The following is a 21902-nucleotide window of genomic DNA, read 5'->3' on the forward strand; positions in this document are numbered from 1 at the left end:
TCACTGATCTTTACAGCGATGGACCGCGCAGGAACCCTTAGGTCCCATGACTCTGACCCGCCCGGAGCTCGAGACCGACTACACCCTCAGCCGGTCCGACATCAGGCACTTCGCCGAGTACGGCTTCGTGAAGCTGAAGAACGTGCTGAGTCCCGAGACGATCGCGGCGTACGAGCCGGAGATCACCGGCAAGGTGATCGAGCTGAACACCCAGCACCTGCCGCTCGAGGACCGCGACACCTACGGCAAGGCGTTCCTGCAGGTGACGAACCTCTGGCAGGACAGCGAGCGGGTGCTCGAGTTCGTGTCGTCACCGCGGCTGGCGCGGATCGCCGCGCAGTTGCTGGGCGTGCAGTCGGTCCGGCTGTACCACGACCAGGCGCTCTACAAGGAGTCCGGCGGCGGCGTCACCCCATGGCACGCGGACCAGTACTACTGGCCGTTCGCGACCGACCGCTGCGTGACGGTCTGGATCCCGCTGCAGGAAACCCCGATGGAGATGGGCCCGCTGTCGTTCGCGGCCGGCAGTCACACCTTCGAGCACGGCCGTGACCTGCCAATCAGCGACGAGTCGGAGCAGGTGCTGCAGGAATCACTGGCCGAGCAGGAGTTCGCAGAGGTCTCCGAGCCGTTCGAGCTCGGCGAGGTGAGCTACCACCTCGGCTGGACCTTCCACCACGCGCCGCCGAACACCACCGACATCCCGCGCCGGGTGATGACGGTGATCTACGTCGACGCCGCGATGGAGATCTCCCCGCCGGTCAACGAGAACCAGAAGCTGGACCTGGCCAGCTGGATGCCCGGCAACCAGCCCGGCGAAACCGTCTCGTCCCCGCTCAACCCGGTCCTGTACTGAACCACCCCGCTCCCCCGTCGAATCAACTCGCGCGACTTCTGTACCTATTGGTATGTACGATGCTGCCATGAACCCATCTGAGTCACCGATCAGCCGCGTCGTCGTGCTCGACCAGCACCTGCCGGAGGCGCTCCCGGTGCAGCGCGTCGAGGTACGCCGGATCACGATCGAGCCGCACACCGCGCTCGGCGCCCACGTCCACAACGGTCCCGTGTTCGGCAACATCGTGTCGGGCTCCGCGATCTACCAGCAGGCCGCCGACGGCGACGTGCAGGTCCTTCACGCCGGCGACGTGTTCTACGAGCCGGCCGTCGACCGGATCTCCCGCTTCGACACCGAGGACGAGGGCGTCACCTTCCTCGCCTACTTCCCGCTCACCGCGGGCCAGGACGCGACGCTCGACCTGATCTAGAGCGTCCGCTTCTGGGGGTAGATCGTTTCGCCGCGGGCCAGCTGCTCGACGAACTGCTCGATCCGCTTGGCCCGCGTCTCGGCCTTCTTCACGTTGTTCACCCGATGGACGACGGCGAACCGGTTCGCGCTGGTCAGGATCTCGAACATCGCCTGTGCCCGGGGATTCGCGGCCAGCGCCGCGGCCAGGTCTTCCGGGACTTCGCGTGCGCTCGCCCCGCCGTACGCCTTGTCCCAGCGCCCGTCCGACTTGGCGCGCTCGATCTCCGCGCGGCCGGCCGGGCGCATCCGGCCTTCCTCCTCCATCCGCGCGACCAGGTCGACGTTCCGCTTGGACCACATGCTCCGGGCGCGCCGCGGGGTATAGCGCTGGATGAAGGTCAGCTCGTCACGGCTGCGGCGCTGCCCGTCGATCCACCCGTGGCAGAGCGCCTCTTCGAGCGCTTCGGCGTATGTGAGGCTCGTCGGCGTCGTCACGTCCTTCTTCGCGAGCACGAGCCAGACACCGTCCGACGTGCTGTGATGCTCGTGCAGCCAGATCTGCCAGGCACTGGCGTCCACAACGATCAGTTCCGTGCTCACGACGCAGCCTCCTGGTAGCGGGCGGCCAACTGGGCCGCGGCATCCTTCAACTCCTGCGGCCCGACGAACTCCAGATCGCATTCGAACATCCCGAACGTCGCGGCGAGCCCGGTCCACGACCACGCGGTGAGGACCAGCCGGCAACTCGTCGGCGTGACCTCCTCGACGAACGCACCACGCCCGGCCCACTGCGCGATGTCCGACGCCTTCGCCTGCAGGATCGCCTCGCCCCGGCACGGGTTCTGGTCCTGGCCGTGGAACCGGCTCGAGATGTACGTCGCCACGTCCGGCGCCGGCAGTTCGCGCTGATTGAAGCGCGGCCCGGTCGGAGTCTTCGGCGTCATCCGGTCGACCCGGAACGTCCGCCAGTCCTTCCGCTCCAGATCCCAGCCGACCAGGTACCACCGGCCGCCCCACGTCACCAGGTGGTGCGGCTCCACCTTCCGCGGCGGCACCCATTCGTCCTCGGACGCACCAGGTGACGCGTAGTCGAACCGCAGTACCTCCTGCGCGCGGACCGCCATACCGATCGCGATCAGCTTCTCCGAGTCGACCGTCGTACGCCGGTTCGCGTACCGGTCGACCGTGGTCACCTGCAGCGCGTCGACGCGCTGCCGCAAGCGCGCCGGCATCACCTGACGAACGGTGGCGAGCGCACGCAACGCGCCCTCCTCGATCCCGGTGACTGTGGTCGTCGCGGTCTGCAGGGCGACCGCGACCGCGATCGCCTGGTCGTCGTCGAACAGCAGCGGCGGCAGGTCGGCCCCCGCGTCCAGGCGGTAGCCGCCGTCGGGCCCCTTGGTCGCGCGGACCGGATAGCCCAGGTCGCGCAGCCGATCGACATCGCGACGGACCGTCCGCGGGCTGACCTCGAGCCGCTCGGCGAGCAAGATGCCCGGCCAGTCGCGCCGGGCCTGCAGCAGCGACAGCAGCGCGAGGAGTCGAGCAGAGGTTTCGGACATGACTTCAGCTTCGCACGAGTAAGGGACAGAACCTGACCGCTACTCCTGGAAATGTCGGGCTCATCAAGTCGACCGAAGGAGCTACCCGTGATCAGCACCCGAGCGCTCACCAGGGATTTCGTGGTGAGCCGTACCGAGACCGTGCACGCCGTCCGCGGCATCAGCCTCGACGTCGAACCCGGCGAGCTGGTCGCCGTCCTCGGCCCGAACGGCGCCGGTAAAACCACCACGCTGCGCATGCTCACCACCTTGATCACCCCGACCTCGGGCACCGCGACGGTCGCCGGGTACGACGTGACGACGCAGCCCAGCCAGGTCCGGCGACGGATCGGGTACGTCGGCCAGGGCAACGGCGCGGGCCATGCCCAACGGGTCGGCGACGAGCTGCTCGGTCAGGGCGTGATCTACGGCCTCGACCGGCGCGCCGCGAAGCTACGGACCGGCGAGCTGCTCGACGCCCTGGAGCTGAGAGAGCTCGCACAGCGCAAGGTGTCGGAGCTGTCCGGCGGCCAGCGCCGGCGGCTCGACGTCGCGATGGGTCTCGTGCACGCACCGTCCCTGCTCTTCCTGGACGAGCCGTCGACCGGCCTCGACCCGCAGAACCGGGCGAATCTGTGGGACCACATCCTCCGGATGCGTGCGGAGCACGCGATGACGATCGTGCTGACCACGCACTACCTCGACGAGGCCGACACGATGGCCGAGCGGGTGGTCGTGGTGGATCACGGCGAGGTGATTGCCGACGACACCGCGAGTGCACTGAAGGCCGAGCTGGCCGGCGACCGGCTTGCGCTGACAGTTGCTCATAGCAACATTCCACAACTGACCGGCCTGGCCGAGAAGTTGCCCGGAGCCCGCGAAGTGGTTGCCGTCGGCGACGAGCTCAGCGTCCGAGTGGCCGATGGCCCGGCAGCACTCCCCGAACTGATCGCGGCCGCCCAGCACCACGGCGTACCGATCGCCTCGGCGCAGGTGCACCGCCCAACTCTCGACGACGTGTTCCTCAACCTGACGGGCCGCAGCCTGCGGGAAGAGTCCAACGGAAAGGCAGCCTGATGACCACCCTCACTATTTCCACGCCGGCCCTCACAGTGGAGCAGCCGTCCCAGAGTCTGGTGCGTGACGTCTGGATCGTGATGACGCGCGAGCTGAAGCCGGTACTGCGTGATCCATTCACGTTGCTGTTCGGGATGATCCAGCCGCTGGTGTTCCTCGCCCTGTTCGGACCGCTGCTGTCGGGCTCGATGGGCGGCACGTTCGGCGACGGTGTCTGGCAGTGGTTCGTGCCCTCGATCCTGGTGATGACGACCCTGTTCGGTACGTCGACCACCGGGGCGAACCTGCTGTTCGAGTTCCAGACCGGCGCGCACGAGCGGATGCTGGTCACGCCGTTGTCCCGCTCCTCCTTGCTGATCGGGCGCGCGCTGAAGGAGATGGTGCCGCTGTTCGGGCAGGCGGTGATCGTGATCGCGGTGATGACGCCGTTCGCATTCGATCTGCACGTCGGTGGTGCGCTGGTCGGGCTGGCGCTGCTCGCGGTGTTCGGCGTCGGACTCGGTTCGTTCAGCTACGCGCTGGCGATCGCGGTCCGCAAGCAGGACTGGATGTTCTGGGTCGTGCAGCAGACGTTCCTGTTCCCGTTGATGATCCTGTCCGGGATGCTGCTACCGCTGGAGACCGGTCCGGGCTGGATGCGGGTGGCATCGAAGTTCAACCCGTTGTCGTACCTCGTCGACGCCGAGCGGACCCTGTTCTCGGGCGACGTCTGGTCGAGCGCGGTGCTCTGGGGCTGGGTCGCGGCGATCGTGACCGCGATACTCGGACTGACCGTCGGCATCCGCGCGATGCTCCGCTCGGCCGCGTGACCCAATTGGGTCAATGACCCGGCTGGGCCGTTCTCTGCGATGAATTTCACCTACGGTAGCGCTCAGATCACCCACCGCCCCTTAGGAGATCTGATGAGGCCCCGCCCCGCCTTCTTCGCCGTCCTGATGTCGCTGGCCGCCGCCGCGCTCGCAACCTCGAGCGCGGCGGCGGCTCCGGCCCCATCCGTCGACAGCGCGACGACAGTCGTCGCCGCCACCGATACCGACGGCGACTCACTGCCGGACGCGTGGGAGACGAACGGGTACGACGCCAACGGTGACGGCGTCGTCGACGTGGACCTGCCGGCCATGGGCGCGAACCCGAACAAGAAGGACCTCTTCGTCGAGATGGACTACATGTCTGGCCGCCTCGCCACTACGGCGGCGCTCGACCGGATCGTTCAGGTCTTCGCGAGCGCCCCGGTCAGCAACCCGGACGGCACGACCGGCGTCAAGATCCACCTCGATGCCGGCTCTGCCCGCGGTGCGACGTACAACCTGGGCGGCGGCAACGAGGTCACGTACGACGCCGACCTCAACCCCTCGGCCACCCAGACCAACGCGATCAAGGCGGCCAACTTCGCGGCGGTCCGCAAGGCGGTCTTCCACTACATGATCTGGGCAGACAGCTACGACGGCGGCTGCAGCAGCGGCCAGGCGTTCAACATCCCGAACGACACGTTCATCGTCACGGTCGGCCCGAAGTGCGGGTGGAACGCGACCGACGACACGAACGTCGGCACGTTCGTCCACGAGCTCGGCCACAACATCGGCCTGAAGCACGGCGGCGCCGACAACCTCAACTACAAACCGAACTACCTCAGCGTGATGAACTACTCGTTCCAGCTAGGCGGCGTGATCAAGGCCGACGGCAGCAAGTACTGGGGCTACTCCAACGTCCAGCCGACCTCGATCAACGAGGCCCGGCCTGACGAGACCGTCGGGCTCGGCAGCTCGGGCGCCGGGTACCGGACCAGCTGGAAGTGCCCGAACGGATCGACCCGGACCACCGCCGGCGCGGCCAACCAGCCGATCGACTGGAACTGCGACGGCGACACCACCGACACCACCACGGCGGCCGACATCAACGGCGACAAGACCACGTCGATCCTGATCGCGCAGAACAACTGGGCGAACATCGTCTTCGGCGGCGGCGCCGTCGGTGGGGGCACGACGCCCCGCACCAAGACGCCGGCGTCGGAGCTGCAGGAGCTCACCCACGCAGAGTGGACCGAGATGCAGCACCGCTGACCGGCTGGTTCGCCTCCACGCACTTCAGGTGGGCGAGGAGGCGGACCGCCAGCACTTCACAAGTGCCTTCGAACCGAGCGGCTGAGCGTGCGATCGCCCGCGCCGGCGCAGTTGTTGAGTGCTGGGCGTCCGGACCTCACCCGTCCCACACCCCAGACTTCGCGGTGTCGCGAGCCCAGTCGGTGAAGTCGCGGGGCCTACGGCCGAGGACCTGCTCAACGCCGTCTGAGACGTACTCGGAGCGGTGGTTGCGGATCACGGCGAACAGGTCCCGGACCGCCTCGGCGTCTTCCCGGACGAGGCCTTGCTCGATCAGTTCGGCGACGTGTGCCTCGGGCTCGAGGTCGACGTACCCGATCGGGCGGCCGATGGCGGCGGTGAGTTCCTCCGCGATCTCGGTCATGGTGAGCGTGCGCGGGCCGGAGATTTCGAGGGTCCGGCCGACCCACGACTCATCGAGAAGGGCCGTGGTCATGACATCGCCGACGTCGTCGGTGTCGATCCAGGCCTCGCCGCCGGTGCCGGCCGACAGCCGGATCTCGCCACCGAGCACGTGGTACCGAAGGAAGTCCTCGCTGAAACCCTGCACGAACCAGGCAGGCTGCACGATCGTCCAGTCCAGTCCGCTCGCCTTCACCACGTTCTCCAGCTCGAGCTGCCCGTCGTACACGGCGAAGTCACGGCCGGGGCTGCCGACCCCACGACCGGACAACAGCACCAGGCGCCGCAGCCCATCGGCTTGCTCGATGAACTTGCCGGCCTGCGCGAGCCCGGTCGGTCCGACCGGCGGCGCGAGGTACGCCGTCTCGGCACCGGCGATCGTCGCCGCCCAGGTGCTCTCGTCGTACCAGTCGAACCGCTGCTCGCTGGAGCGCGATGCGAGCCGGTACGGGACGTCCCGTGCGTCGAGCTGCGCCGCGACGCGACGGCCGGTCTTGCCTTTGCCACTGAGGATCAGAATCGGTGTCATGGCTCTAGTTCAGCGGCCCTCGATGAGACAAACCATGGCTATGTGGCGCAATTCGATGTTCGAGGCACTCATCTGACGTACTCTCGTCGCATGGACGTGCTCGACGAACTGCTGGCCGGGACCCGCGCCCAGGACGGGGTTTTCAATCTGACCATCCTGGATCTGCCGTGGGCGCTGGAGATCCGGGACGAGGCCCCGCTCGCGCTCGCGACCCTGGTCCGCGGCTCGGGCTGGGTGACCCGCGAGGGCAGTGCGCCGCAGCGGATGGAGCAGGGCGATGTCGCGATCTTCACCGGTCCGCAGCCGTACGTCGTCGGCGACAGCGTGCAGACCGCACCGCAACTGCGGATCCATCCCGGCGGCATCTGCGAACCGTTGCCCGGGGCACCAGCTGACTACTCGGCCCGGCTGGGCGTGCGGACCTACGGCAGTCGCAAGTCCGGCGAGGTGATGGTTGCCAGCGGCACCTACCAGGTGGCCGGGGATGTCAGCCGGCGGCTGGTGACCGCCTTGCCACCGGTGCTCGTCGTACCGGCCGCGGACGTCGCGGGTTCGGTGATGGACATGATCACGAGCGAGATCCAGCGGGACGCGGTCGGACAGCAGACGGTGCTGGATCGATGGCTCGACCTGGCGTTGATCACCACGTTGCGAGCGTGGTTCGACCGGCCGGACTCGCATGCGCCGGGGTGGTACCAGGCGCAGACCGATCCGGTCGCCGGCACCGCGTTGCGGCTGCTGCACGAGGCCCCGGCGCACCCGTGGAACGTCACGGATCTGGCCGACCGGGTCGGGGTGTCGCGGGCCTCGCTGGCCCGGCGGTTCACGGCCGTGGTCGGCGAGGCGCCGATGAGCTACCTGACCGGCTGGCGGATCACGCTCGCGGCGGATCAGCTGCGATCGACCCGGGACACGGTCGAGACGATCGCCCGGCGGGTCGGATACGCCAATGCCTTCGCGTTGAGCGTTGCGTTCAAGCGGGTCCGGGGGATCACGCCTACCGACCATCGCCGGGCGGCGTGAAAGCTTAAACGCCGAGGTTCAACGATACGATTGAGGCTCATGGAGATCGCGTTGAGCCTCGACGAACTGCGGCAGTTGAGTCTGTGGAGCGCGGACTGCGCCGAGCGGGCGTTGCCCTTCTACGAGGCAGCGGCCCCCGACGATCGGCGGCCGCGTGACGCGATCGAGGTCGTCCGCGAGTTCGGTGCCGGAGGCAACAGAACGAAGGCGATCCGGACGGCCGCCTGGGCAGCTCTCAAGGCAGCGGGCGAGGTCGACGATCCGGCCGCTGAGGCTGCCGCGAGAGCGGCGCTGGCGGCAGCGGGATCGGCGTACCTGCATCCGTTGGCCGCAGCCACTCAGGTGAAGCACATCGTGGGTGCGGCACAGTACGCGGCGTACGCACACGAACTGGCGACCGGAGACGCCGAGGCCACTCTGAGCTGGGCGATCGAGCGAGTGCCACCCGTCGTCCGTGAGGTCCTACGGCGCTACCCGAACGGCATGCCTGGCCGCAGTCGACTCGGCGAACTGCACCGCCGCCTGGAGACCGAACTCAGGCGACCGTCGCCTTCATGAACGCAAGCGCCTGCGGCCACGCCAGCCGGAAGGCGTCGGCGTTCACGTCCTTGTCGTGCCGCGACTTGTCCGAGAAGCCGTGGTCCGCACCTGGGAAGTACTGCGTGAACGTCGCCCCGGCCGTGCGCGCCTGCAAGACCGTCTGCAGCGTCTCGAAGTCGGCGTTGGGTACGGCGGCGTCCGCACTCGGATAGCTCACCAGCACCGGCGCCGTGATCGCGGCTGCCTCGGCAATCGCGTCGTACGTGTGGTGCGCCGGCCGGTCGGACGGAACGGTCGGGTGGAACGCAACGACGTTCGCAACCCGCTGGTCCCGCGCCCCGAGCAGGAACGCGAACCGTCCACCAAGACACCATCCGATGACGCCGACCTTGCTGCATCCGAGCTCGTCGACGAGGTAATCCAGCAGCGCGCTCTGCTCCGCGAGGGCAGTGTCGTCGTCCATCTCGCGCAGCAACCCACTCAGCTCTTGCCGGCTGGTGTTGTCGGTACTGCGTCCCTTGAACGGATCCCACGCCAGCGCGGTGATCCCTTCCCCCGCCAACTCATCGGCCCACGCCCGCACCTGCTCGCCGATGCCCGTGATCATCGGCAACAACAACATGCCGGCCCGACCAACCCGCGCGAGATAAGCGTCCTGCTCCCCAACCGTGACAGTCACACCCATGCGCGCATCCTAAACTCCTACCGTCTGGTGGTGCGGCTCGATGACGCCGATGATGCGGTCGACGTCGCGGCCGTACGGCTGGCCGACGTACTTCATCGCGATCTCGTCGACGAGGGCCCAGCCGGCGTCGCCGTCGATCCACTCGACGACGCGGCCGCGGACGATGACGGGCTCGTACGGATTGTCGACGGGTGCGAGCGACAACGCGACGCGGGGATCGCGGCGGAGGTTGTGGGCCTTCTGGGAGTCGGGACCGGTCAGGAAGATGATGCGGTCGTCGAGCGTGGTGACCCACAGCGGAATCGAGTGCGGCGACCCGTCCGGCAGGACGGTGGCCAGATGAGCGATCGAGTTGCTCTCGACGGCACGGCGTACGGCGGGCTTCAACATGGTTGCCCTCCTTCAGCGGACGACTGCGTAGTGGAGGTGGGTGACGCCGGGCGCGGGCACGGCCTCGACGAGGTTGAGCCGCACATGCTCGGGCAGCTCCTGGAAGAACGGCCGGCCGCCGCCGAGCAGGATCGGCACCTGGTGAAGGACGAGCTCGTCGACAAGCCCGGCCTTCAGCGCAGCGGTCACCGCACCGCCGCCCATCAGACCGACGTCCTTGCCGTTCGCGATGTCGCGGGCAGCAGCGACCGCGTCCTCGATGGTGTTGGCGAGGGTCTGCTGCTCGCTGATCTCCGGCACCGGACCGTGGCTCAGGACCACCAGCGGCGCCTTCGCGTGCGGGCTGCCGCCACCGAAGTGGCCGGAGTCGTCGTACGTCTTGTGGCCGGCGATAACGGCGCCGACCCGGCCGGCGAGCCCGTCGAACACGCGGGCGCTCGGCGCGCTGAGCTTGAAACCGTCGAAGACCTCGCTCGGGGTATCGCCGTCGAAGTACCAGTCGAACAGCATCGGAGCGTTGCCGAGGCCGCGGTCCGGACCGGAGTCGCGACCGGTGATGTATCCGTCGACCGAGACCGCGAGGGCTGCCAATACCTTGCTCATCGTTCCGCCTTCAGTTCGGGGTTCCTTGAAGGAACGCTAACATATCGGAGTTCCCTCAGGGAACCCCAATTGCTAGACTGTTGCCATGCAGCGCACAGACTTCAGTGAGATGGCGTGCTCGATCGCGCGCACGCTCGACGTGATGGGCGAGCCGTGGTCGCCGCTGATCCTGCGCGACATCTTCGTCGGGATGTCGCGGTTCGAGCAGATCCAGGCGGATCTCGGGATCTCCCGCAAGGTGCTGACCGAGCGGCTGAACCACCTGGTCGCTCGGGACGTGCTGGAGCGCCGGCCGTACGACAAGCGACCGCGGTACGAGTACGTCCTGACCGGCAAGGGCCTGGAACTCGTCGACGTACTGATGGTGATGGTTGCCTGGGGCGACAAATGGCTGGCCGGCGAGGCCGGCCCGCCGGTGCTGTACCGGCACCACGCCTGCGGGGAGATCAGCCACGTCGAGCTCAGCTGCTCCCACTGCGGCAAGCCGATGCACGCCGACGACATCGACGTGCTGCCCGGCCCGGGCGCCGCGGCCTAGGCGCAGTACGGGCGGAATACCTCGAGGTCGGTGTCCAGCCGGGCGATCCGGTCGAAGCCCCAGGTGTCGACACCTGGCCGGTCCGTGTTGCTGAGCACGCGTGCCGCCAGGTCGCGCAGCCCGCGGGCGAGGAGGGCGAACTCGAGGTGGTCGAGGTCGAGGTCGCGGGCCCCGTATTCGTCGAGGAACGCCGCGAGCTCGTTCCCGTCGGCTCCGACCCAGACGTCGTACTCGCGGGGTCCGATGACGGCATTCTCCCAGTCCAGGATCGCGGCGACCTCGCCCGCGTCGTCGAGCAACAGGTTCAGGCCGTGCATGTCGGTGTGGCACACGACGTCCCGCACAGGCTCGAGCCGCGTCCGCACCCGGTCCAGTCGCGCGATCGCCGCGACGATCTCATCCGCACGATCCACAATCCACGGGTGCTGCAGCTGCCGACCCAGCTCGCGGATCGCCGGCTCGGACGTATCCGCGGCCGGCAACTCCACCTTCAGCGGCACTTCGTGCACCTGCCGCAATGCCCGCGCGGCGACGCACCAGTCGTCTCAACTCGCCGTTCGCCCTTGTATGTAAGGGAAAACGGCATACGCCCGTCCGCCGTCCATCGCGAACAACTCGCCCTGCACGGTCCGAACCGGTTCCACGACCGGAAGTCCGAGCGCCCGCAACTCTCCCAATAGCTCCACCCCGGTCGGCGGCTCGCCTTCCTTCCACATCTTCACGAACCACAGCTCGTCCGCCACCCAGCCGTCGGTGGCGAACCCACCGGCGTGCGGCTGGAGCGAGGAGACGGTCAGGCCGTAGTCGCGTTCGAGATCCACTCCCGCATCACATCACGCGTGGGCTGCCAGCATGCGCAGTACGGCGGCGTTGACCAGGATCAGGATGAGGACCGAGAAGACGAGCAGCGCGACCTGGGCGGGGAGGAGCGCGATGCCCAGCCCGATGGCGAGGACCGGGATCGCCAGTCCGGCGTACGCGATCAAGAACAAGGCCGCGAGGACCTCACCGCGTGAACTCGGATCGGCGAGCGACGCGGCAGTGGCGACAGCACCGCGGAACACCAGGCCGACGCCGACCCCGGCGACAACGCCGCCGATGATGAAGAGCCAGAGGTTGGGGATGAGACCGCCGGTCGCGACGCCGACCAGGCCGACGGACATCGCGACGAGCCCGAGCCGCAACTGATGCGGGCGGGACAGGCGGACGAACACGGCTTGGCTCACCGCGCCCGCGATGAAGACGGCGAACGTGACGACACCGGCGAGCAGACGCGAGGTGTGATGCAGTACGCCGGCCAGGAACGTCGGCGCGAGCGACGTGAACAACCCGAAGATCGCGAACGCCGCGAACGCGCCGATCGCCGACGCGAAGAAGAGCGGACGAGCCGCCGACGGCAACGCCACCCGCTGCGGGCGGTACGCCGGTCGCTCCTCCAACCGCTCCACAGTCTCCGGCACGAGCGCGATCCCCACCGCGCTGATCAGCAGCAGCACCAGGAAGATCTCGTACGGACGTTGCAGCGGCGCCGACACGTACTGCGCCAGCAGCCCGCCGATCAGCGGACCGAACGCGAGCCCGCCGAGGTTCACCATGCTCGAGATCAACGCCGACCGGCTCGGATCCTCGCCCGGCCGGGCGACCTGCCGCAGCTCGGACAGATGCGCGGTGGCGGTCGCGGTCAGTACGCCGACGCCGACCCCGCAGATGAAGCGCGCCACCAGCAGACCGGGGACAGCCGGCCAGATCAGGAAGATCGCCGCCGACAACGCCTCGGCTAGTACGGCGAGGAGGGCGACCCGACGGCGACCGAGCCAGTCGCTGACATGACCGGCCAGGTAGAGCGACGCCATCACACCGACGGCGTAGCTGGCGAAGATCACCGTGATCACGTACGTCGGGAACCCGTCCCGCTGCTGGTAGATCGCATAGAGCGGAGTCGGGATCGTCGAGAAGGCCATCGTGGTGAGGAAGGCCGCCGCGATCACCCAGAACCCCGGAGCATGAGCGAACCGGATCCGTGCGCCGGTCCGCGAAGACGTCATGGTGGACATGTTTCCAGCGTGCCGCCCGAGATCTATCGAGTCCAACGAAAGTTCTTGCACGCTCTTATCGTCAGATCCGATAATTCGAGCTGTGGACAGCCGACAACTCGAGTACTTCGTCGCCGTCGCCGAGGAACTGAGCTTCACCCGGGCGGCGCAGCGGCTGTTCACGGTGCAGTCCACTGTCTCGGCCGCCGTACGGGCCCTGGAGACCGACCTGAAGACGACGCTGTTCGATCGCTCGACCCGGCGGGTCATGTTGTCGACCGCCGGGCAGGCCTTGCTGCCCGAGGCTAAGGCGGCGCTGGAAGCCCTCGACCGAGCGCGGGCCGCGGTCGAAGAGGCGTCGACCGGCCTTCGCGGCAACCTCCGGATCGGGACGCTCGCGCGCTTGAGCATGGTCGACATGGCCGAGCTCCTCGGCGCGTTCCATCGGAAGTACCCGCTGGTCGAGGTCCACGTCGCCACCTCACCGACCGGATCCACCGGCCTTGCGGACGACATCCGACATGGTCGGTTGGACGTCGCTCTGCTCGGGCTGCCTCAACCCGAGCTGAACGGGCTCGACATCCGGGATCTCGCGAGCGTCCCGTTCGTCGCGCTACTGCCGGCGTCGCATCCACTGCTGGACCCGGCCAGCCATACCAAACCGTATGGTATGCCCTCCGTCCGGCTGGAGGAACTGGCCGGTGAGCGGTTCGTCGACATGCCGCCCGGCTTCGGCAACCGGAAGATGGTCGATCGCGCCTTCGACGCGATCGGGAGGCCGCGACGGATTCAGGTCGAGGTCCCCGAACTGATGACGATTCCGGACTACGTCCGAGCCGGGCTCGGTGTCGCGGTGGTGCCCGATATCGAGCTGGCCGAGGAGCCTGATGTCGCCAAGGTGCCGATCACGGGCACCGAGCTGACCTGGACGTTGTCGGTGGCAACGGCGGCCGGCCGACGACCGAGCAGGGCGGTGACCGCCCTGCTCGATCTGATCGGCGAAAACACCCGCCCGTACTTCTAGTCGGCCCGGATCCGCCAGTCGTCCAGCTCGACGAACCGGCGCAGCGCGGCGACGCCGCTGAGCCAGCCGGTCCAGGCGCCGTACGGCGGGTTGGACTCGTCGAACCCGCTCATCACGAACGTGAGCCGGGTCTTCCCGTCGGACTCGGCGAGCTCCCAGGAGCTGATGCCGGCCGGTCCCCAGTCCATCGCCATCTTCTGGCCCTCGACCAGGTCGACGATCTCGACCCCCGGGCCGGCGTCGAAGCCGCCCATCACGAACCGGCCGCCCTTCCGGGCGTCGATGCCGACCGGGAACCCGAACCAGGCCGACGCCTTCTCGGACTCGGTCAGCGCCGAGTACACCTCGGATATCGGCGCATCGATCAGCGCCTCGCCCTCGAACACGGGCGAGGTGAAGTCCGGCCGGGTGGTGAGCTCGCGCCCCTCGATGTGGTCGACCAGGTTGGCCAGCGCGAGCGACCAGAAGGTCTGCAGGACGCCGCGGATGTTCGCGCCGCTGATCGCGTCCGCGAAGTCGAAGTGCGTCTGCGACAGCTTGATCATGGTCGCGTCGTCGGCGTCGGCGCTCAGTGTGATCTCGGTGGTGGTCTCTTCGCCGCCGAGGGTCCACGCCAGCGTCAGCGTGCTTCCGTCGTACCCGACGACGCGCTGGTGCGGCGCGTCGCCCTCGGGGATGTAGCGGCCCCAGAACTCGAAGGTGCCGGGCAGGTCGACGGTCGAGTGCTCGCCGAGCCACTGATTGAGAGCCTTGGGGTCGGTCAGCGCCTGCCGGACGGCGTCGATGCCGGCCTTGGCGCGCACTTGCAGGACAAGCGGTTCAGTCATGGTCTTGATCTCCCTTGGGGTAGCAGGCCACGGCGAGCTTGAAGGCGTCGCCTTCACTGCCGCCGTAGCGCGAGAAGAGGTCCTGCAGCGTGCCGCGCAGGTCCTCGAAGAACTCCCGCCGCCGGTCCGGTGGAACCCGGATCTCACCGGACACCCCGATGGACGGCAGCTCCGGAGCCGACCGATCCAGCGCGGCGATGTCGGTCTGGACCTCTTCCATCAGGTCCAGCACGTAGCCGAGGCTCAGCTCGTCGCGGGTCCGGCGCAGATCGCCGATCCGGCCGACGAGCGTCGGCGACAGCCAGTACGAACGGGCGGTCGCCTGGTAGATGCCCTCGTGGATGCCACGCACCTTGCGCTCGTCGACCTGGGTCACCAGACCCGCCTCGACAAGGCGCTTGACGTGGTAGTAGACGCGCTGCGGAGTCTGGCCGAGCTGCTCGGCCACCTCACTGCAGGTGGCCGGCTCGGCCAGCCGTCGCAGCACCTCGATCCGCTGCGGCTTGAACAGGGCCTCCGCCTGCTCGAGCTGCTCCAGATGCATCACGTCTCTCATCACACAAAGAACTTTGTACGTAAAAATCTCTTTTGTCAATCACGAGATTTACATCACTGGGGAATGTAAATCGAGGGTCGCTCGTTGTAAGAAGTGCTTGGTGATGCATCACCAACAACCAGACACCCAAGACCTGGGGGCCTTTGCTACGGATCGTCCGGCACGTTCCTGCCGGCGAAGGAGAGGAAGCGCGACATGGCAACTGTCTCGTTCAAGGGAGCCACCCGGGTCTACCCGGGCACCGACCTCCCCGCGGTGGACAAGCTCGATCTCGACATCTCCGACGGCGAGTTCATGGTGCTCGTCGGCCCGTCGGGTTCCGGCAAGTCGACCGCGCTGCGGATGCTGGCGGGGCTCGAAGAGGTGAACGAGGGCGGTATCTACATCGGCGACAAAGACGTCACCAACGCGCCGCCGAAGGAACGGGACATCGCGATGGTGTTCCAGAACTACGCGCTCTACCCGCATATGTCGGTCGCCGACAACATGGGCTTCGCCCTGAAGATGCAGGGCATCCACAAGGACGAGCGCGCCAAGCGCGTGATGGAGGCCGCCAAGCTGCTCGGCCTGGAGGAGTACCTCGAGCGCAAGCCGAAGGCCCTGTCCGGTGGTCAGCGTCAACGCGTTGCGATGGGCCGCGCGATCGTGCGCAGCCCGAAGGTGTTCCTGATGGACGAGCCGCTGTCGAACCTGGACGCCAAGCTTCGCGTCCAGACCCGCACCCAGATCGCCGAGCTGCAGCACCGCCTCGGCGTCACCACCGTCTACGTCACCCACGACCAGGTCGAGGCCATGACGATGGGCGACCGCGTCGCCGTACTGAAGGACGGCGTACTGCAGCAGGTCGACACACCGCTGAACCTGTACGACCGGCCGCGCAACAAGTTCGTTGCCGGCTTCATCGGCTCGCCGGCGATGAACCTCATCACCGCCGAGATCGTCGAGGGTGGTGCGAAGATCGGCGACTACGTCGTACCGATCGCCCGTGAGCTGCTGGCCAAGGCCGGCGACGACAAGACGCTGACCCTCGGCGTCCGGCCGGAGGCTCTGCACCTGTCCGACAAGGGTCTACCGGTCAAGGTGTCGGTGATCGAGGAGCTCGGCTCGGATGCCTTCCTGTACGGCTCCGCGGACCACGCCGAGAACCAGCAGATCATCGCCCGCATCGGCACCCGCCTGCACAACGACAAGGGCACCGAGGTCTACCTCGCCCCGGACCCCGACAAGCTGCACCTCTTCTCGACTTCTACGGAGGAGCGCCTTGTAGGTTGATCCTTCCCCCGCCTTCGGCTTGTAGTTTTTGCCTTGTGGGCTTTTGGGACAAGGACGCACCAGGTGTGATGGAGCTGCCGTCGGGTCGGCTCGTCCGCGGACGCGGTCTGCGGCGAGGCCCGGCGGCAGCGCCGTTTCCGACGTACGGCGTCTACCTGCTCGGGTCGGAGCCGCCTGACGTGCCGTGGGAGACGCACTGGATCAAGTGGCCGGACTTCCGGCTGCCCACGGATCGCGCTGCCGCGCTGGTCATGTTCCGCGAGGCGCTCGAGCGGACCGGGAGCGGGCGGGTCGAGTTCGCCTGCGGCGGTGGGCGGGGACGGACGGGTACGGCGCTCGCGTGTCTCGCCGTACTCGATGGTGTGCCTGCCGACCAGGCGGTCGAGTACGTACGTCGCCACTACGACAGGCACGCTGTGGAGACGCCGTGGCAGAAGCGCTACGTCCTAAATCTGTTGACCCGGGGCTGAGCTCTCGCGTTGGCTTCGAGGCGTGAGCATCGAGCGGACCAACCCCAGCGGACTGCACCAGACCCCCGGCTATCACCACATCACTACGGTCCAGGCGGACACACTGATCTATCTGGCCGGGCAGTGCCCGCTGCAGCCGTCCGGTGAGCTGGCCGCAGGTGGTCTGGAAGGCCAGACCGCGCAGGTGATCACCAATATCCTCACCGCGCTGGAGTCAGCGGGAGCGACACCGTCGGATGTCGTCCGCACTGTTATCTACGTCGCCAGCCCCGACCGCGAGGACCTGTCCGCGGTCTGGACCCAACTCAACGCATCTCCCCTGGGCCCGGCCTTCACCACCGCCAGCACCCTCCTCGGCGTCGCTCAACTCGGCTTCCCCGGCCAACTCGTCGAGATCGACGTAACCGCAGCACTGTGATCGTTGATCGTCAGAGCTGGTGGTTGGCCCATAGGCGGCGGCGGGGGTCATAGCGGCGACGGAGTTCGGTGAGCCGGGTGTGGTCGCCCGGGTCGTAGGCGTCGGCAATCTCGTCAGGAGTCAGCGTCGCGAAGCTGAAGTTGAGGAAGCGGCCGACCGTCGACGCCCGCCACGGCTCGAGGATCGTTTGCTCACCGCCTGCCTTGCCCGGCGTGAGGACGGTCAGCGAGTACGCCGCATCGCGGTGACCGACCGCGTTCGGGATCTCGGGCTCGCGCGTGAGGGCACCGCCGAGATGGCGGATGCCGATCACATGCATCCTCTCCGCGCCGGGACCCGCGAGCTCCGGCAGCGTTGCCAGCGCGTCGAGATCGCTCACCAGGACGTTGCGGGAGCTGTAGCTGTCGGGGCGTTCAGGCTCGGCGAAGATCTGCCCGGAGTCGACGTACGGCATCTCCCCCACCGTGTCGAGCGCCGGCTCACCGATCGCCCGCAGCGGCTTGATCAGGTCCTCGCCACCGTCACCGAGGATCGCCAGCTGAACCTGTGCGATGTACTTGCCACGCACCGGCGCCGGCACCTGCGGGATGTCCGGGATCGGCAGGATCGCGATCGCCGACGTCACCTCCTCAGGTACTGATCGGGTCCACTCGCGCCACACCTCCGGCACGGTCGGATCTGCCGCGAGGTCGAAGTACAGGCTCCCGCCGTACAGCGTCGGCACGTCGAACAGCTCGACCTCGACCCCCGTCACCACGCCGAAGTTCCCGCCGCCACCGCGCAATGCCCAGAACAGCTCCGGGTCCTCCTCGGCATTCCGCCGTACGCCGTCCGTCGTCACGACCTCGATCCGCCGGACATGGTCCGCGGCGTAACCGAACCGCCGGGCCATCAGCCCGAGCCCGCCACCAAGCGTGTACGAGATCGCGCCGACGCCGGGCGAGCTGCCGGACAGCGGGGCGAGACCGTACGGCGCGGTGGCGGCGAGCACGTCCTGCCAGGTCGCGCCGGCCTCGATCCACGCCGTCTTCTCGCCTGCGTCGACCGTGACGCCGTTGAAGTCACCGGTCGCGATCAGCACGCCGCCGTCGATGCCCTTGATCAGACCGTGGCCGGATGCCTGTACTGCGATCCGCAGGTCGTGGTCGATCGCGTAGCGGACCGCTTCCTCGATCTCGGTTGTGCTCGTGACCGGGAAGATCACCTCGGGCCGATGCGGGTCCTGCCGCTGGAAGCCTAGGCGCGCCTCGTCGTACCCCGTGCTTGTCGTCGTCAGCATCATGAACCTCACGCTAGAGGCCCTTGCGGACAGATGTTGTCCTCAAGGCATTCTGGTGATGATGAATACGATGCCTGGCCGACTGCTCCGGTTGCTGTCGCTGCTGCAGAGCCGCCGTGAGTGGTCCGGCCGCGAGCTGGCCGAGCGCCTCGGCGTCACCGAGCGAACGGTACGCCGCGACGTCGACCGGCTCCGGTCGCTCGACTACCCGGTCATCGGAACGACCGGCACCGCGGGCGGCTACCGGCTCGGATCCGGAACGCATCTGCCGCCGCTCCAACTGGACGACGACGAGGCGATCGCGGTCGCGCTCGGTCTGGTCGGCGCGGCCGGCGGCGGGGTGAGCGGGATGGCGGAGAGTTCGATGAGCGCGCTGGCCAAGCTGGAGCAGGTCCTGCCCGCGCGGCTGCGGCCGCAGCTCGCCGCGGTCGGTTCGTCGGCGGAGGCGATCCCGCGGCCCGGCATACCGCAGGTTTCACCCGGGGTGCTTGCGGTCCTCGCGCGCTGCTGCCGGAACCACGAGATCGTTGCCTTCGACTACGACGGCCGGGCGCGTTCGGTGACTCGCCGCCGGGTGGAGCCGCATCAGCTGCTGACGTTGGGGTGGCGGTGGTACCTGCTCGCCTTCGATCCCGGGCGCGACGACTGGCGGATCTTCCGGGTCGACCGGATCGCCGAGGTCGCGCCGGCGCTGCACCGCTTCACCCCGCGGGTGCTTCCGGCGCCGGACGCGCCGACCTATCTGGTCGAGTCGTTCACCTCGGCGCAGTACCAGCACTCGGTCCACCTGACCGTGCAGGCCCCCGCGGCCACCGTCTCCGCGACGTTCGAGGGTGTGGTCCGCGGGATCGTCGAGCCGGTCGACCCGTCATCGTGCGTCGTCCGCTTCAGCGTGGACACATCGGCGATGCTGCTGACGCAGGTGGCCGCGATCGCGGCGCTCGGTCCCTTTGTCGTCGACCACGCGACGCCGGAGACGGCTGCGCTGATCGCCCGGGTGGGCGAGCGCCTGAAGCAGTCCTTCGGATGATGCCTCAGGCAACAATCAGTCCGATGCCCAGCGTCAGTACGCCGATCGCCAGGGACGCTGCGCCGAGCCACAGGACCCACAGGAACTGATTGGGCTGGGTGCGGTCCTTGCCGGCCGACGAGGCGAAGAATCCGCCGGACATGAGGACGGCCGCGATCGGGATCGCCAGCCGCGCGACCCACAGCCAGAACCCGGTGAGGCTCGTCTGATCGACGTACAGGAGTCCGACCAGGCTGAGGATGACCAGTACGCCGGCGTGGGCGTGGCCGGCCCGCGCGAACGACTTCTGGAATCCGGTCATCGGCACCTGGCCGCGGACGATCTTGGTCATGAAGTAGCCACCGAACTGGATCGTCACGATGGTCAGCAGGATGACGCCGGCGATGGTCCGGGAGTGGTCGGTCATGCGTGCACGCTCTCTTTGACTGGAGTGGTGGTGCGGAGGTGCGCCGTACGCGCCACCCAGAGCGCGACGGCGAGGTACAGGATCTGCTCCGGGATGCGCTGCCAGAGCGGGGTCGCCTCGCCGCCGGCGAACGGTACATGCGCGACCGCGGCGTGGATGTTGGCCGGGAGGAGTGCCACGAACAGAGCGGCCAGCGCGTAGCCGGCTGGTTTGCGGGTCGCCGTGAGTACCAGGCCGGCGGCGCCGAGCAGCTCGAGTACGCCGGTGAGGTAGATGAGCGCGTCGGCGTACGGCAGGAACGGCGGCACCATCCGCACCATGTCGGCGTGGTTGGGCATCACTGTGACATCGGCCGGGACGAAGTGCGCGCTCGCGGTGAACAGCAGCATCACGGCCATCGCGTGCGCGGCAGCGGCCGGCCAGGTCACGAACCGCCGCACCCCGAGCGCGCCCAGCGCCCGGAACCCGAGCGTCCCGAGGATCAGCACCAGGGGGATCATCCTGGTCGCCTCCTTAATAGATAGTTGAAGTATCCGTTTATGGATACTGATACTATCCATCACAGGCGACAGGAAGGCAAGGGAAATGCGAATCGGGGAACTCAGCAGGGCCGCCGGCGTACCGGTGCCGACGATCAAGTACTACCTGCGCGAGGGCCTGCTGCCCGCCGGCGAACTCAGCAGCCCGAACCAGGCGTCGTACGGCGAGGCGCACCTCCGGCGGCTCCGCCTGATCCGCGCCCTGATCGAGCTGGCCCAGGTCCCGGTGGCTCAGGTCAAGGAGATCCTCGAGTCACTCGACTCCGACACCGAACCCCTGCACGAACAGATCGGCCGCGCCCACCGCGCCCTCACCCCGACCCGCCGCCTCACCGCCACCGACGAAGCCCGAGCCGCCGCGACCGCCCAGGTCACCGACCTCATCGCCACCCGCGGCTGGACGGTCGACCCCGAAGCCCCCGCCCTGGCCACCCTCATTGACACCATCGCCGCCCTGCACACCCTCGGCCAGCCCACCCTGGCCGCCCACCTGGACACCTACGCCGAAGCCGTCGAACGCTTCACCACCCTGGAAATCGACGCCGTCACCGCCAACCCCACCCGAGACCAACTCGCCGAATCTGTTGTCATCGGCACCATCCTCGGCGAAACCCTCATCTCCTCCTTGCGCCTACTGGCCCAGGAGTCGATCTCCGCCGACCGCTGGAAGAGCCGCTGATCAGCGCCGGCGACGGTCACCCAGGACGGACCGCGGCGATCAATCCGTGGCTTCGCGGCCGATGTCGACATATCGGGACAGATGACTGTCGAGGACTTCCACCGCTTCAGCCGCTGACATCCCCGCCGGGTCCGTCAACAGGTGAAGGACGAGTCCGTCGATGATCGCCACCGTGGCGCGGGCGGCAGCTTCGGCGTCGAACTCTCCGTGGCCTTCGCCACGCTCCCGGGCAAGGCGGAACGCAGCCGCGCAGTCCGAGCGGAGTCGCGCCGTCAGGGTGTGCTGGATCTGGGCCAGCGCCGGAGTCACCGACGCGCGGGCGGCGAACGCGAGGTAAACCCGCTGCTCGGCTGCCCGGGCGTCGTCGAGCGGCAGGAACTCGACGGCGTACGCGCGGATCGCGGAGCCGACAGAACCGTCCCGAGGTACCGCCTGGCCCCGCTTCATGATCCGGTCCACCACGTGCTGACAGGCGATCAGGAGCATCTCGTCCTTGGTGCGGCAGTAGTACTGCACGCTACCCACCGACACCCCGGCCTCCTTGGCGACCTCGCGCATAGTCGCCTGGTCGATGCCGCGGGTGGCAGCGATGGCGAGGACCGCCGCGATCAACCGGTCCTTCAGGGGCTCCGGCGCGACCGCCGTCCGTGGGCTCATACGAACGTACTATACAGATGCACCATACACTCGTAT

The 21902-nt window shown here is 68.0% G+C and carries 29 protein-coding genes; 14 read left to right on the forward strand and 15 right to left on the reverse strand.

The annotated features are described in order from the left end of the window. The first annotated feature begins 46 nt into the window (after positions 1-46). Both ACIA58_RS05885 and ACIA58_RS05890 read left to right on the forward strand, forming a co-directional pair. Positions 47-856, forward strand: a complete 810-nt coding sequence (locus ACIA58_RS05885; RefSeq protein WP_396402445.1) for a phytanoyl-CoA dioxygenase family protein — start codon at positions 47-49, stop codon at positions 854-856. A gap of 67 nt (positions 857-923) precedes the next feature. Further along, positions 924-1268, forward strand: a complete 345-nt coding sequence (locus ACIA58_RS05890; RefSeq protein WP_396402446.1) for a hypothetical protein — start codon at positions 924-926, stop codon at positions 1266-1268. Here ACIA58_RS05890 and ACIA58_RS05895 read toward each other — a convergent pair. Together ACIA58_RS05895 and ACIA58_RS05900 are read right to left on the reverse strand one after the other, a co-directional pair. Then, entirely contained in the window at positions 1265-1849 is a 585-nt protein-coding gene (locus tag ACIA58_RS05895; protein WP_396402447.1) for a YdeI family protein, read from the reverse strand. The two genes, ACIA58_RS05890 and ACIA58_RS05895, sit on opposite strands and share 4 nt — an antisense overlap. Continuing rightward, positions 1846-2811, reverse strand: coding sequence for a helix-turn-helix transcriptional regulator (locus tag ACIA58_RS05900; protein ID WP_396402448.1), 966 nt, complete (start codon positions 2809-2811; stop codon positions 1846-1848). Before ACIA58_RS05900 ends, ACIA58_RS05895 begins: the two co-directional genes overlap by 4 nt. A gap of 87 nt (positions 2812-2898) precedes the next feature. Between ACIA58_RS05900 and ACIA58_RS05905 the strand changes: the two genes are divergently transcribed. The 3 genes from ACIA58_RS05905 (at position 2899) to ACIA58_RS05915 (ending at position 5927) form a co-directional block, all read left to right on the forward strand. Then, complete coding sequence (locus ACIA58_RS05905; protein ID WP_396402449.1) at positions 2899-3867, forward strand: ATP-binding cassette domain-containing protein; 969 nt, start codon at positions 2899-2901, stop codon at positions 3865-3867. Further along, positions 3867-4676 (forward strand): ABC transporter permease, encoded by an 810-nt coding sequence (locus tag ACIA58_RS05910; RefSeq protein ID WP_396402450.1) that lies wholly within the window; start codon positions 3867-3869, stop codon positions 4674-4676. The genes ACIA58_RS05905 and ACIA58_RS05910 overlap by 1 nt, the downstream gene beginning before the upstream one ends. Positions 4677-4769: 93 nt before the next feature. Further along, on the forward strand, positions 4770-5927 hold the full coding sequence (locus tag ACIA58_RS05915) for a hypothetical protein (protein WP_396402451.1): 1158 nt from the start codon (positions 4770-4772) through the stop codon (positions 5925-5927). 136 nt (positions 5928-6063) lie between these two features. On the opposite strand, the gene ACIA58_RS05920 is transcribed toward ACIA58_RS05915, so the two are convergent. Then, positions 6064-6897 (reverse strand): NAD(P)H-binding protein, encoded by an 834-nt coding sequence (locus ACIA58_RS05920; RefSeq protein ID WP_396402452.1) that lies wholly within the window; start codon positions 6895-6897, stop codon positions 6064-6066. Positions 6898-6987: 90 nt separating this feature from the next. On the opposite strand from ACIA58_RS05920, the gene ACIA58_RS05925 reads away from it, so the two are divergent. Both ACIA58_RS05925 and ACIA58_RS05930 read left to right on the forward strand, forming a co-directional pair. Continuing rightward, positions 6988-7920, forward strand: coding sequence for an AraC family transcriptional regulator (locus ACIA58_RS05925; RefSeq protein ID WP_396402453.1), 933 nt, complete (start codon positions 6988-6990; stop codon positions 7918-7920). Between the two features lie 39 nt (positions 7921-7959). Beyond that, positions 7960-8478 (forward strand): putative immunity protein, encoded by a 519-nt coding sequence (locus tag ACIA58_RS05930; RefSeq protein WP_396402454.1) that lies wholly within the window; start codon positions 7960-7962, stop codon positions 8476-8478. On the opposite strand, the gene ACIA58_RS05935 is transcribed toward ACIA58_RS05930, so the two are convergent. The 3 genes from ACIA58_RS05935 to ACIA58_RS05945 are packed head-to-tail and all read right to left on the reverse strand — an operon-like array spanning position 8456 to position 10138. Beyond that, a complete protein-coding gene (locus tag ACIA58_RS05935; RefSeq protein WP_396402455.1) occupies positions 8456-9145 on the reverse strand; it encodes a dienelactone hydrolase family protein in 690 nt (229 codons plus the stop codon). The genes ACIA58_RS05930 and ACIA58_RS05935 overlap by 23 nt on opposite strands. Before the next feature lie 9 nt (positions 9146-9154). Next, positions 9155-9535, reverse strand: coding sequence for a pyridoxamine 5'-phosphate oxidase family protein (locus ACIA58_RS05940; RefSeq protein ID WP_396402456.1), 381 nt, complete (start codon positions 9533-9535; stop codon positions 9155-9157). A gap of 12 nt (positions 9536-9547) precedes the next feature. Then, positions 9548-10138, reverse strand: a complete 591-nt coding sequence (locus ACIA58_RS05945; protein ID WP_396402457.1) for a dihydrofolate reductase family protein — start codon at positions 10136-10138, stop codon at positions 9548-9550. Between the two features lie 85 nt (positions 10139-10223). Between ACIA58_RS05945 and ACIA58_RS05950 the strand changes: the two genes are divergently transcribed. Beyond that, on the forward strand, positions 10224-10676 hold the full coding sequence (locus ACIA58_RS05950) for a winged helix-turn-helix transcriptional regulator (protein ID WP_396402458.1): 453 nt from the start codon (positions 10224-10226) through the stop codon (positions 10674-10676). Here the strand turns inward: ACIA58_RS05950 and ACIA58_RS05955 are convergent. Genes ACIA58_RS05955 through ACIA58_RS05965 form a run of 3 tightly spaced genes read right to left on the reverse strand, consistent with a single transcriptional unit; the run spans position 10673 to position 12730 of the window. Continuing rightward, complete coding sequence (locus ACIA58_RS05955) at positions 10673-11194, reverse strand: phosphotransferase family protein (protein WP_396402459.1); 522 nt, start codon at positions 11192-11194, stop codon at positions 10673-10675. The two genes, ACIA58_RS05950 and ACIA58_RS05955, sit on opposite strands and share 4 nt — an antisense overlap. 27 nt (positions 11195-11221) lie before the next feature. Further along, complete coding sequence (locus ACIA58_RS05960) at positions 11222-11497, reverse strand: hypothetical protein (protein WP_396402460.1); 276 nt, start codon at positions 11495-11497, stop codon at positions 11222-11224. Positions 11498-11509: 12 nt separating this feature from the next. Beyond that, positions 11510-12730, reverse strand: coding sequence for an MFS transporter (locus ACIA58_RS05965; RefSeq protein WP_396402461.1), 1221 nt, complete (start codon positions 12728-12730; stop codon positions 11510-11512). Positions 12731-12812: 82 nt separating this feature from the next. Between ACIA58_RS05965 and ACIA58_RS05970 the strand changes: the two genes are divergently transcribed. After that, on the forward strand, positions 12813-13733 hold the full coding sequence (locus ACIA58_RS05970; RefSeq protein ID WP_396402462.1) for a LysR family transcriptional regulator: 921 nt from the start codon (positions 12813-12815) through the stop codon (positions 13731-13733). Here the strand turns inward: ACIA58_RS05970 and ACIA58_RS05975 are convergent. Beyond that, on the reverse strand, positions 13730-14560 hold the full coding sequence (locus ACIA58_RS05975) for an SRPBCC family protein (protein ID WP_396402463.1): 831 nt from the start codon (positions 14558-14560) through the stop codon (positions 13730-13732). The two genes, ACIA58_RS05970 and ACIA58_RS05975, sit on opposite strands and share 4 nt — an antisense overlap. Next, positions 14553-15116, reverse strand: a complete 564-nt coding sequence (locus tag ACIA58_RS05980) for an ArsR/SmtB family transcription factor (protein WP_396402464.1) — start codon at positions 15114-15116, stop codon at positions 14553-14555. Before ACIA58_RS05980 ends, ACIA58_RS05975 begins: the two co-directional genes overlap by 8 nt. A gap of 195 nt (positions 15117-15311) precedes the next feature. Between ACIA58_RS05980 and ACIA58_RS05985 the strand changes: the two genes are divergently transcribed. Genes ACIA58_RS05985 through ACIA58_RS05995 form a run of 3 tightly spaced genes read left to right on the forward strand, consistent with a single transcriptional unit; the run spans position 15312 to position 17276 of the window. Further along, a complete protein-coding gene (locus ACIA58_RS05985) occupies positions 15312-16388 on the forward strand; it encodes an ABC transporter ATP-binding protein (protein WP_396402465.1) in 1077 nt (358 codons plus the stop codon). A gap of 35 nt (positions 16389-16423) precedes the next feature. Continuing rightward, the gene (locus ACIA58_RS05990) at positions 16424-16858 is read left to right on the forward strand and encodes a protein-tyrosine phosphatase family protein (RefSeq protein WP_396402466.1); all 435 of its coding nucleotides are present in this window, start codon (positions 16424-16426) and stop codon (positions 16856-16858) included. Positions 16859-16880: 22 nt separating this feature from the next. Continuing rightward, the gene (locus ACIA58_RS05995) at positions 16881-17276 is read left to right on the forward strand and encodes a RidA family protein (RefSeq protein WP_396402467.1); all 396 of its coding nucleotides are present in this window, start codon (positions 16881-16883) and stop codon (positions 17274-17276) included. 10 nt (positions 17277-17286) lie between these two features. Here ACIA58_RS05995 and ACIA58_RS06000 read toward each other — a convergent pair whose 3' ends face one another. Then, the gene (locus ACIA58_RS06000) at positions 17287-18558 is read right to left on the reverse strand and encodes an FAD-binding oxidoreductase (protein WP_396402468.1); all 1272 of its coding nucleotides are present in this window, start codon (positions 18556-18558) and stop codon (positions 17287-17289) included. A gap of 67 nt (positions 18559-18625) precedes the next feature. Between ACIA58_RS06000 and ACIA58_RS06005 the strand changes: the two genes are divergently transcribed. After that, positions 18626-19585 (forward strand): helix-turn-helix transcriptional regulator, encoded by a 960-nt coding sequence (locus tag ACIA58_RS06005; RefSeq protein ID WP_396402469.1) that lies wholly within the window; start codon positions 18626-18628, stop codon positions 19583-19585. 4 nt (positions 19586-19589) lie between these two features. Here the strand turns inward: ACIA58_RS06005 and ACIA58_RS06010 are convergent, their stop codons facing one another. Both ACIA58_RS06010 and ACIA58_RS06015 read right to left on the reverse strand, forming a co-directional pair. Then, a complete protein-coding gene (locus ACIA58_RS06010; protein WP_396402470.1) occupies positions 19590-19991 on the reverse strand; it encodes a hypothetical protein in 402 nt (133 codons plus the stop codon). Further along, positions 19988-20491, reverse strand: a complete 504-nt coding sequence (locus tag ACIA58_RS06015) for a hypothetical protein (protein WP_396402471.1) — start codon at positions 20489-20491, stop codon at positions 19988-19990. Before ACIA58_RS06015 ends, ACIA58_RS06010 begins: the two co-directional genes overlap by 4 nt. An 85-nt stretch (positions 20492-20576) precedes the next feature. Here ACIA58_RS06015 and ACIA58_RS06020 point away from each other — a divergent pair, with 85 nt between their 5' ends. Further along, positions 20577-21209 (forward strand): MerR family transcriptional regulator, encoded by a 633-nt coding sequence (locus ACIA58_RS06020; RefSeq protein ID WP_396402472.1) that lies wholly within the window; start codon positions 20577-20579, stop codon positions 21207-21209. A 39-nt stretch (positions 21210-21248) separates the two neighbouring features. Here the strand turns inward: ACIA58_RS06020 and ACIA58_RS06025 are convergent, their stop codons facing one another. Beyond that, entirely contained in the window at positions 21249-21866 is a 618-nt protein-coding gene (locus ACIA58_RS06025; protein ID WP_396402473.1) for a TetR/AcrR family transcriptional regulator, read from the reverse strand. Positions 21867-21902: the final 36 nt, after the last annotated feature.

Source organism: Kribbella sp. NPDC051586, assembly GCF_044453965.1.
Lineage (GTDB): Bacteria > Actinomycetota > Actinomycetes > Propionibacteriales > Kribbellaceae > Kribbella.

What these genes read in the sequence shown, in the direction of transcription:
- ACIA58_RS05925 (WP_396402453.1), top strand. Translation starts at nt 6,988, where the DNA reads ATGGACGTGCTCGACGAACTGCTGGCCGGGACCCGCGCCCAGGACGGG.
- ACIA58_RS05965 (WP_396402461.1), bottom strand. Translation starts at nt 12,730, where the DNA reads ATGTCCACCATGACGTCTTCGCGGACCGGCGCACGGATCCGGTTCGCT.
- ACIA58_RS05900 (WP_396402448.1), bottom strand. Translation starts at nt 2,811, where the DNA reads ATGTCCGAAACCTCTGCTCGACTCCTCGCGCTGCTGTCGCTGCTGCAG.
- ACIA58_RS05980 (WP_396402464.1), bottom strand. Translation starts at nt 15,116, where the DNA reads ATGAGAGACGTGATGCATCTGGAGCAGCTCGAGCAGGCGGAGGCCCTG.
- ACIA58_RS05885 (WP_396402445.1), top strand. Translation starts at nt 47, where the DNA reads ATGACTCTGACCCGCCCGGAGCTCGAGACCGACTACACCCTCAGCCGG.
- ACIA58_RS05910 (WP_396402450.1), top strand. Translation starts at nt 3,867, where the DNA reads ATGACCACCCTCACTATTTCCACGCCGGCCCTCACAGTGGAGCAGCCG.
- ACIA58_RS05915 (WP_396402451.1), top strand. Translation starts at nt 4,770, where the DNA reads ATGAGGCCCCGCCCCGCCTTCTTCGCCGTCCTGATGTCGCTGGCCGCC.
- ACIA58_RS05890 (WP_396402446.1), top strand. Translation starts at nt 924, where the DNA reads ATGAACCCATCTGAGTCACCGATCAGCCGCGTCGTCGTGCTCGACCAG.
- ACIA58_RS05975 (WP_396402463.1), bottom strand. Translation starts at nt 14,560, where the DNA reads ATGACTGAACCGCTTGTCCTGCAAGTGCGCGCCAAGGCCGGCATCGAC.
- ACIA58_RS06015 (WP_396402471.1), bottom strand. Translation starts at nt 20,491, where the DNA reads ATGATCCCCCTGGTGCTGATCCTCGGGACGCTCGGGTTCCGGGCGCTG.
- ACIA58_RS06000 (WP_396402468.1), bottom strand. Translation starts at nt 18,558, where the DNA reads ATGATGCTGACGACGACAAGCACGGGGTACGACGAGGCGCGCCTAGGC.
- ACIA58_RS06005 (WP_396402469.1), top strand. Translation starts at nt 18,626, where the DNA reads ATGCCTGGCCGACTGCTCCGGTTGCTGTCGCTGCTGCAGAGCCGCCGT.
- ACIA58_RS06020 (WP_396402472.1), top strand. Translation starts at nt 20,577, where the DNA reads ATGCGAATCGGGGAACTCAGCAGGGCCGCCGGCGTACCGGTGCCGACG.
- ACIA58_RS05930 (WP_396402454.1), top strand. Translation starts at nt 7,960, where the DNA reads ATGGAGATCGCGTTGAGCCTCGACGAACTGCGGCAGTTGAGTCTGTGG.
- ACIA58_RS05920 (WP_396402452.1), bottom strand. Translation starts at nt 6,897, where the DNA reads ATGACACCGATTCTGATCCTCAGTGGCAAAGGCAAGACCGGCCGTCGC.
- ACIA58_RS06010 (WP_396402470.1), bottom strand. Translation starts at nt 19,991, where the DNA reads ATGACCGACCACTCCCGGACCATCGCCGGCGTCATCCTGCTGACCATC.
- ACIA58_RS05935 (WP_396402455.1), bottom strand. Translation starts at nt 9,145, where the DNA reads ATGGGTGTGACTGTCACGGTTGGGGAGCAGGACGCTTATCTCGCGCGG.
- ACIA58_RS05985 (WP_396402465.1), top strand. Translation starts at nt 15,312, where the DNA reads ATGGCAACTGTCTCGTTCAAGGGAGCCACCCGGGTCTACCCGGGCACC.
- ACIA58_RS05950 (WP_396402458.1), top strand. Translation starts at nt 10,224, where the DNA reads ATGCAGCGCACAGACTTCAGTGAGATGGCGTGCTCGATCGCGCGCACG.
- ACIA58_RS05940 (WP_396402456.1), bottom strand. Translation starts at nt 9,535, where the DNA reads ATGTTGAAGCCCGCCGTACGCCGTGCCGTCGAGAGCAACTCGATCGCT.
- ACIA58_RS05945 (WP_396402457.1), bottom strand. Translation starts at nt 10,138, where the DNA reads ATGAGCAAGGTATTGGCAGCCCTCGCGGTCTCGGTCGACGGATACATC.
- ACIA58_RS06025 (WP_396402473.1), bottom strand. Translation starts at nt 21,866, where the DNA reads ATGAGCCCACGGACGGCGGTCGCGCCGGAGCCCCTGAAGGACCGGTTG.